We start from the raw sequence: 7,909 nt of genomic DNA, 5'->3' as shown, positions 1-7,909 counted from the left end.
CCAGATTCTCGAACCCAAGGATCTAGCCCGGGTCTTTCACGTCGCTATCGGAGATGGGGCGTCTCGATTAGCTTGGCGATGCCGGGACGTGTGGTCGCCGTAGGCTGGCGTGTCGGGTCGGATAGCCGGGGGTGCTGTGGATCTTGAGGCTGTGATCGGTGGGATGGACTGGGCGTTGGAGCCTTCACCACCGCAACAGGACCCTGCCCGGGTGAAGGCGGCGTTGTACTCGATCGCCGCGGGTGAGTCGGAGGTAGCGGTGGCGTGGGCCGTCGCGGCGTTGCAGGACGCGGTAGGTAACAGCCACGCCGCAGTGCTGTTTCCAGCGGCTGCTCCAGCAGCGGTGGTGATGCTGGCGGTGGCGGGGCGGTGGCGGGCTGAGGCACGTGCGCAGGCGTTGGTCAGCCTGGCAGAGATGCTGGAAACCGAGGTCCTGCCGGGGTATGACAGCTACGAACGCGGTGGCGTATTGGTCGATGTGGAGCAGGTCATGAGGGGGCATGTTCGCAACGCCCTGCCGCTGTTGCGGTCGATTACCGAGGACCCGCAGCCGTGGCAGCACAACCGTAGGCTCGCCCGGTCACTGATCGAGCTGATTACTGATGGCGCATGAGGGCACAGTTACTGGCGCAACGGACGGTTTCGGGTTGACGGGTAGTTCGGTGCTCGGGACTGGTGGTGATCGCATCAGGTCGCGGATTGCGGTAGCGCCTCGAGTCGGGCGTAAGCGGTGAGCAGGTGATGTCGCCAGGGCCAGGTCGCGGCAATACGAAGTCGTAGTCGTCGCCCGCCGCGGGTGAGCCGTGCGGCGACGTGGAGTAGCCGGTAACGCAGCTTCTTCGGTTCGGCGTAGACGAGCTCACCGTCCAATAGCAGCAGCTGGAGCCAGGTGAGCAGGTCAATCGCGGTCAGAGCAAGTTGTAGCCAGGCCGCGTTGATAGCGAAGTGGCGGGATGGGAAGCGGCCGAACCCGGTGGTCTTGCCGCAGCGGATGCGGTCTTCGACGCGGGCGTGGGCGCGGTGACGGACTTCGAGGTGCTGTAGTGGGGCGTCTGCGTGTGGGGTGTCGGTGGCGAAGATTTGGTGTCGCCAACCGGTGGCCTCGTCGAACAGCGATAGTTGAGCACCGGGATGTGGCCGTTCGCGGCGGGCGATGATGCGGGTGCCGGCCGGGTAGGCGCTGGTGTCGATCAGGTGGGTGATCTCGCAGATCTCGGCGTCCTCGCGTAGCCCAGCGTCGGGATCGAGTGCCGGGGTCCAGATGTCAGGTTGGTCGACCAGCCAGGCCAGCATCTCGCGGATGGTGGCGGTGACCGGCACGCCGATGGAGAAACGGATATCGACGCCGCGCGCGCGTAGCGATCGGATGTGGGTCAGGAACTCGCGGGTATGTCCGGCGCTGTCGGTGCGGATCAGGATCGGGGTGCCGTGGCGGTGGTGGTCGGGGATCTGGGTCAGACATGCGTCAAGCACGGCGATGTGGTCGGCTGCGGTGTTCGACCCGGCGTTGCCCGGGCGCAGGATCGCGGCGAGGGCTTCACCGGTGTTGTCCAGGAATCCGAGCAGCGGGTGGTAGCCGAAGCTGTGTTTGAACGTCGCCGCGGCGTCCTCTTTCTCTGAGTGTGTGATCACGACGCTGGCGTCGAGGTCGATGACCAAGCCGGGGATGTCGCGGCCGCCGGCGCGAGCTGGTGGGATACCGCCGGCGGTTTCGGCGGCATGCGCCCACGCCACCTCGCGCGCCTGTGCCCGGGCAGTGTGCAGAGCGGCCAACTCCTGCGGGCCGATGCCGGCCAACACACGCCACGCGGTCGAGGTGGACGCGACCGGCCCGAAGAGGTCCGGCTGGTCGCGTAGCACCACGAGGTCGCTGATCGCCTCCCCACCGTCGGCGAGCATGACCGCCACATCAACGGCAACGCGGCCGGGATCGTGGCCGGTGTCCCGGCGGCGCAGCCCGCCCAGAGCATTGCTGAACGTCCTGGTTAGCCCAGTGGCGCCAGCGAGATCGGTCAACAGCCGGGTGCCGGCATGGGCTACCACGCCAGTGCCGTCGGCGGTGACGGTGAGCTTGGGACGCAACGAGGTAGGGTGCACGCAGAAAGTGCCTTCCGCTCGGAGTGTTCGAGACCTTCGACAAGCCGCATCATCCCAGCTCAGAAGGCACTTTCGCGTTCCATCTCCACTGTGTTGATCACCGTTCCTGAAACACCCGGGCTAGCTCTCGTTTCACTCCGCTGGCGCTGGCGCTGGCGCCGCCGGGCCGCACACCACTCAGGCCGCTGACATCGGCCAGGGGTGCGGATTGCTGGGAGTGACTTCGTAGGTCAAGCAGCGAGCTGGTAGCGGGCCTGGTGGCTGCGCTGCTGCTCTTGGCCCAGATGGTAGGTCCAGTAGCGGTCGAAGTCGCCGTTGGCGAGCAGTGCGCGGAGTTTCAGGACGGCTTCGGCGCCGGCGCTCCGCCCGGCTGTCGACGCGCTCATCCGACAAATTCGCTACCCGGCGGCCGAAGCGCAGTGATACACAACCGAAATGCAAAACATTTTGGAGTTCCCCGAGGTCCTGCGGCTGATCGAAGACCGCTCGGCCGCGTTCCGCGCCGCGATCGGGTCCGCCCCCGACCTTGACGTCCAGGTTCCGACCTGCCCGGACTGGACGCTGCTCGAACTGGCGCAGCACCTCGGCGACGGCCGCCGCCGCCAGGCCGCCATCATCGCGGCGGGCCCGGGCGCTGAGCCCCCGGCGAGGACGGACCCGAAGGGCGCCCCGACCGCGCCCCGCGACCGCGAAGCCCTGGACGCCTGGCTCGCCGAGTCGACCGAGCTCATGCTCGACGCGATGCGCGAGGCCGGCCCGGACCGCGGCTGCTGGACCTGGTGGGGCCGCTCGCAGGCCCCGGAGACCAGCGGAGCCGTGGCCCGGCACCAGATCCAGGAGATCGCCGTCCACACCTACGACGCCCAGCTCACCCAGGGGGCCGCACAGCCGCTGCCGACGGACGTCGCGGTCGAGGGCGTCGACGAGTTCCTGACGACCGTCTCGGCGACGACCGTCCCCTGGCCGTTCAAGCCGGCGACCATCGACCTGCACACGACCGAGGGCCGCTCCTGGCGCCTGACCCTCAACGCCGACGGCGTCCGCTGCGACGACCTCGCCGCCGACGCGGAGCCGGGCGACATGGCGATGCGAGGCGCAGCGAGCGAACTGGTCCTCTACTTCTACGAGCGCGTCCCGCTCGACGGCCTGGAGACCACCGGCGACACCGAGCCGATGGAGCAGCTCGCAGACTGGGACCCGAACGCGTAAAGCGCGCACTTGTGACGCATCTGTCGGTTGTGCGCGCGCTCCCGCGGGCGCCACTGGGCCCGGGGTTGGCGCAGGGCCTCGCGGCCGATGCGGATCACCCGGCCGTGCACCTTGCGCAGGTAGGCGAGCAGTTTGCGGATGGACCAGCGGGTGAAGGGCTGGCTGAGCTTGGTCGGGCGGGTGGTGGCCGTCTGGACGACGAAGTCCTCGTCGTCAGGGCTGAGCAGGCGGGGACGGCCTCCCGCCCACCACGGGTCCAGGCAGGCCGGGCCGATCTGGTTGAACCGGTGGATCACCTCCCGCACCGTCCTCGTCGGCCTGCACCAACTGGGCGATCACTGGAACTCGGTTGCCGCCACCCGGGGCCAGCAGCATCATCGCCCGTCGATAGCGCACTGTGCTGGTGCTGCCCCGGCGCACGATCCGTTGTAACTGCTGGCCCTCCTGGTCGGTCATCCTCCTGATCTTGGCCAGCTCCGCCGCCACGCCCCCAGACCCGTCGGATGTCCGTCTCATCCAACCGGTTCCGGCCCCGCCGCCGCCAACCCGGTAAACGTTCCCGGTCAGCGCACTAGGCGGGCTGGGAAACCAGCTGCGTGGTCGGGCTGCCGTCGATCGTGCCCACGACGTTGTTCGTCCAGTCGGCGAAGGTGACGGGGCACCCGGACCCGCACCGACTCGTGTACCCCCAGTGCGTCGGCCCGAAGACGTTGTCGCGCAGTCGCAGCCCCTCGCCGTCCTGGGCGTACAGCCCGAAGGCCCCGAGCGAGATGAAGCTGTCATGGACCTGGTAGTCGCGCAGCGTGGAGCCGCCCGCGCTCTGGGTGAAGAGCACGGCGGTGATGGCCTGCCAGTAGTCGGGAATCGCCGCGCCGGTGTAGGCGTCGACCCCTGGCTCGAGCCGGCTGTGGCTGATTTCCAGCGGACCCGTGCCGCCGTAGGGGAAGACGCCACCGGTGTGGGCCGACGAGGGATCAGCCAGGTGGGCGATGTAGTTGTCGTGGAGCCAGCTGTACTCGATGGTGGTGTTGACCCCGCACAGGCACATGCCGCCCGTGTTCGCCACGTCGACGCGGCTCAGCCGGATCGTGCAGGTGGCGCAGTCGTTGATCGCGTGATCGGTCAACGGGGCGCTTCTCATGCCGAGACCGACCGGCTCCGGCCGGATCGTCGTGTTGCTGATGTTCAGCCGGAGGCTGCCCGACGAATTCGCGTTGACGAGGATGGCCCGATTGGCGGAACCCGGTGGCGGCGCGATGATGGAGTTCGTGATGTTGACGGTGCCGTGGCAGTTCGTGCCGATGTAGATGAAGGCATGGAAGTACTTGCGGTCGAGGTTCACCGTGCCGTCGCACTCGTAGAGGTCCCACTCCTTGCTCGTGTTGTCGTGCGGAAACACCTCCTGGTAGCCGGCCGGCACGGGGAGCCTGGCGTCGGACTGGCGATACCGGCCGACTCCCGGCGCGCCTACCGAAAAGCGCTGGGGGTACCTGCCACCCCCAGTGCTGTCGGGGTTGCCGGTGGCGGTCGGAGTGGGTGCGGGCGTGGTGGGGTCAGGGGTCGGCACCGCGGTCGGTGTGGTCTCGGTCGGTGTGGGGCGGGGGGACGCCGTCGTGGGGGTGGGTCGAGGGGTGGGACTGGACGTCCCGGGAGTTGCCTGCTGGAAAGCGACGTCGACCCAGTAGTTGGTGGCCTGGTGGCCCCGATTCGGGAACCCGCTGGCGCCGTACCGGTACACGCCGTTGGCACCGCGCGATCCGTCGGCCGGGGCGCGCAACGGGCCACGGCTGCGACCGGAGGCGAAGTAACGGTCGTCGGCCGCGTACCGCCCCACATTGGTGTGGTACGACACCACGTACAGCGCGTTGGCCTTGACCGCCACCGGAGTCGAGAAGCTCGCGTACTGCCACCCGGACCTGGTCTCGTTCGTGAACCGCACCTCGGCCAGCCGGGTGCCGTTGATCGCCCACAGGCTGCCCGTGTGCACGCCGGTGTTCGTGATCGACTTGTAGAACCGGACGCCGAGGACGCTGCCGTCCTCGACCGCGCTGAACTTCAACCCCAGTTCCACGGCCCGCCGGTCCGAAACGGTCACCGTCATCGGTACCGCTGAGCTGCTCCAGAGCGAGTACGTTCCGAGCGGTGCCGCCGAGGGCGCAGCACCGCTCGTGTTGGTGACCACCCGACCCGCCAGCGCCGTTCCGGTGACGGCTACCGCGCCGACCACGGCCAGCACGATGACAGCTCTCGACTTCCTGACGCTGACCTGTCCTACCCGGAGCACACCAGGACAACGACCGAAATGCCCTCAAGTCACCGTCGTCGCGGTCGGCCTCACCGGGGAGCCGGGCGGAGCGGTGGCGACCAGCAGGTTGGTCAGGAAGGCCACCGTGGCGGGGGCGGCCTCCCGCTGCCCCGCCAGCAACTCGTCCAGCCACGCCTCCCGGACGATGCCGTTGTTCCGCAGCGGCGCGAGGACGTCCGGCTCGGCGCGCCAGTGCTCGACGGCGAGGGCCGCCATCGCGGCCGCGCCCAACTGCGCCCGGCCGGACCGGCGCAGCCGCTGGCCCACCTTGCGGGACAGCTTCCGCGCGGTGACCCGGGCCGCCGCCGCACGGTCGCGGATGCCGCGTTGCCCCAACCGCGCGGGAATCAGCCCGGAATCCAGCGGCACCGCGGCCAGTACCGGGTCGAGCCGGTGGATGAGCTGCCCGGTCAGCAGGCCGCTCCCCTTCTGGTCGGGCGACACGGCGTGCGCCAACTGGATGAAGCGCCGGTCGAACATGGGGTTGATGAAGAAGCGGTTGCCGGCCGCGACCGAGCCGTGGGCACCCGCCCACCGCTGCATCCGCTGGTAGAGATAGAAGTGGTCGGTGGCCCTGAGCCACTGCGGCGGAGCGCCGTCGAAGGACGCCGTGATCCGTTCGAGCGCGTCGGGGCGGGCGGCGGCCACGAACCGCGGTTCGAGTGCGCGGGCGTCGACGGCCTCGTTCGCGTAGAGGCGCCAGTTCGCCAACTGGCCGATCAGCTGGGGCGAGGTGGTCGCGCCGCGGGGCTGGCCGAAGTAGTAGAACCCGCGGCAGGCTTCCCCGCCCAGACCGGAGAGGCGGTGCCCCTGGTCGAGGTGGCTTTCGGCGAGGAGCAACGGCGCCAGGGCCAGCGGGCTCGCCATGCAGTCCAGGGCCGCGGCCGCCCGCAGCGCCATCTGGTGGGCCCCGGCCGGCGTGACCGGAGGCTGCTCGTCCAGCCGGTGGACATGCAGGTCCAGCCCACACATCGCGCTCAGCTTCTCGGCAAGCGCGGCGTCCGAGCCACCCCGCACGTCCAGGGTGAGCGCGGGCAGCCCCCGGCGGGTCTCCGGGGACAGCGCCGCGAGCAGGACGCGGGTGTCCTGACCGCCGGTCAACTGGAGCACGGTCGCGGGATGGTCGGCGACGTACGCCCGGAGGAACTCGCGCAGCATCCCGGCCATCTCGTCGACGACCTCGGGCAGGGACGGTGCCGGGCCGTCCAGGGCGAGCGACTGCTCCACATAGCGGTGCGTCTCCACCCGGCCCGCGTTCAGCACCGCGAGGCATCCGGCCGGCACCTTCTCGACCTGCGCGAAGACCGTGCCGAGCCCCACCTGCCAGCCCACCAGGCTCTGCAGGCCCAGCGCCCCGTGGTCCAAGCCCGCGCCGACCAGCGCGCCGAGCGCGAGCGCACTCGTCGAGACCGCGGCCACGCCATCGCCCTGCCAGGAGAAGAGCTGCCGGAAGCCGAGCCAGTCCGTGGCCGCCACGATCGGTTCGCCGGGCCCGGTGCGGTGCGCCGCGGCGAACGGCGGCACCAGCTCGGCGAGCGCGGCGCCGTCCGCCTTGGTGCCCTTGCCGAGCTGCTCCGCCAACTCGGCGGTGGTGACATCGGCGGTACGGGTACGTGCCGCCCTGCCCAACCGCAGCGTGAAGGCGGCACCGGAGTCGTCGACCCGATCGCCCGGGTCCTCGCCGGCGAAGGCGATCCAACCGTCATCGGTGCGCAGCACCCGCGCGTCGTCGCCGAGACGGGCGACAGCCTCGGCCCGGGACGCCGCATCGATCGTCGCCAGCCGGTCGGGCGCGGACGAGACGGCGAGGAACGACCTCATCCTGGCAGCACCGAGGGCAGCGCGGCCGGCTCACCTTGGGCGGACATGGCGGCCAGCGTAATCATCGCCAACAGCCGAGGAAAGCGGCCCCAATACGGCAAAGGCCGTATGGCGTGACAGAACTTCGACCCGTCGATGTCGACTTCCCGACCGAGGAAAATATCTCGCTTCCTGCCTCGCCGTGATTGACTTTCGCGGTGGTGGCGGGAATCCGGGCGAGGCCGACCCTCGCCTCTGCGTTCTTGTCGGCGGACAACAGCTTCGGATTTCTCCGGCTCATGTTCGCCTTCGCCGTACTCGTGTCCCATTCGCTGCCGATCGGCTTCGGCGCGGAGGATCCGGGCGGCGGTCTCACGAACGGCCAGACGGCGCTGGGCGAAATCGGAATCCTGGGCTTCTTCGTCATCTCCGGCTTTCTGATCACCCGCAGCGGGGCCCGGGTTCCGGTGCTTCGATACCTCTGGCACCGCGGCCTAC

At 69.6% G+C, this 7,909-nt stretch carries 8 protein-coding genes; 3 read left to right on the top strand and 5 right to left on the bottom strand.

Annotated elements, in window-relative coordinates; genetic code table 11:
• Positions 1-211 precede the first annotated feature (211 nt).
• A complete protein-coding gene (locus ACL02O_RS33050; RefSeq protein WP_412822109.1) occupies positions 212-613 on the top strand; it encodes a hypothetical protein in 402 nt (133 codons plus the stop codon).
• A 74-nt stretch (positions 614-687) separates the two neighbouring features.
• On the opposite strand, the gene ACL02O_RS33045 is transcribed toward ACL02O_RS33050, so the two are convergent.
• Both ACL02O_RS33045 and ACL02O_RS33040 read right to left on the bottom strand, forming a co-directional pair.
• Positions 688-2,097, bottom strand: a complete 1,410-nt coding sequence (locus ACL02O_RS33045; RefSeq protein ID WP_459560898.1) for an IS1380 family transposase — start codon at positions 2,095-2,097, stop codon at positions 688-690.
• A 230-nt stretch (positions 2,098-2,327) separates the two neighbouring features.
• On the bottom strand, positions 2,328-2,483 hold the full coding sequence (locus tag ACL02O_RS33040) for a hypothetical protein (protein ID WP_412822111.1): 156 nt from the start codon (positions 2,481-2,483) through the stop codon (positions 2,328-2,330).
• Positions 2,484-2,532: 49 nt separating this feature from the next.
• Between ACL02O_RS33040 and ACL02O_RS33035 the strand changes: the two genes are divergently transcribed.
• A complete protein-coding gene (locus ACL02O_RS33035) occupies positions 2,533-3,306 on the top strand; it encodes a maleylpyruvate isomerase N-terminal domain-containing protein (protein ID WP_412822108.1) in 774 nt (257 codons plus the stop codon).
• Here ACL02O_RS33035 and ACL02O_RS33030 read toward each other — a convergent pair.
• The 3 genes from ACL02O_RS33030 to ACL02O_RS33020 form a co-directional block, all read right to left on the bottom strand.
• Positions 3,219-3,611, bottom strand: coding sequence for a helix-turn-helix domain-containing protein (locus ACL02O_RS33030; protein WP_412822107.1), 393 nt, complete (start codon positions 3,609-3,611; stop codon positions 3,219-3,221). The two genes, ACL02O_RS33035 and ACL02O_RS33030, sit on opposite strands and share 88 nt — an antisense overlap.
• Before the next feature lie 266 nt (positions 3,612-3,877).
• Positions 3,878-5,407, bottom strand: coding sequence for a DUF4082 domain-containing protein (locus ACL02O_RS33025; protein ID WP_412822106.1), 1,530 nt, complete (start codon positions 5,405-5,407; stop codon positions 3,878-3,880).
• Between the two features lie 207 nt (positions 5,408-5,614).
• Positions 5,615-7,432, bottom strand: a complete 1,818-nt coding sequence (locus ACL02O_RS33020; RefSeq protein WP_412822105.1) for an asparagine synthetase B family protein — start codon at positions 7,430-7,432, stop codon at positions 5,615-5,617.
• Positions 7,433-7,629: 197 nt separating this feature from the next.
• Here ACL02O_RS33020 and ACL02O_RS33015 point away from each other — a divergent pair.
• On the top strand, positions 7,630-7,909 hold a 280-nt coding region (locus ACL02O_RS33015; RefSeq protein WP_412822104.1), incomplete at its 3' end, for a hypothetical protein.

It is taken from the genome of Micromonospora mangrovicola, assembly GCF_047200535.1.
Taxonomy (GTDB): Bacteria; Actinomycetota; Actinomycetes; order Mycobacteriales; family Micromonosporaceae; genus Micromonospora.
This window is presented reverse-complemented; position numbering and strand designations above follow the sequence as displayed.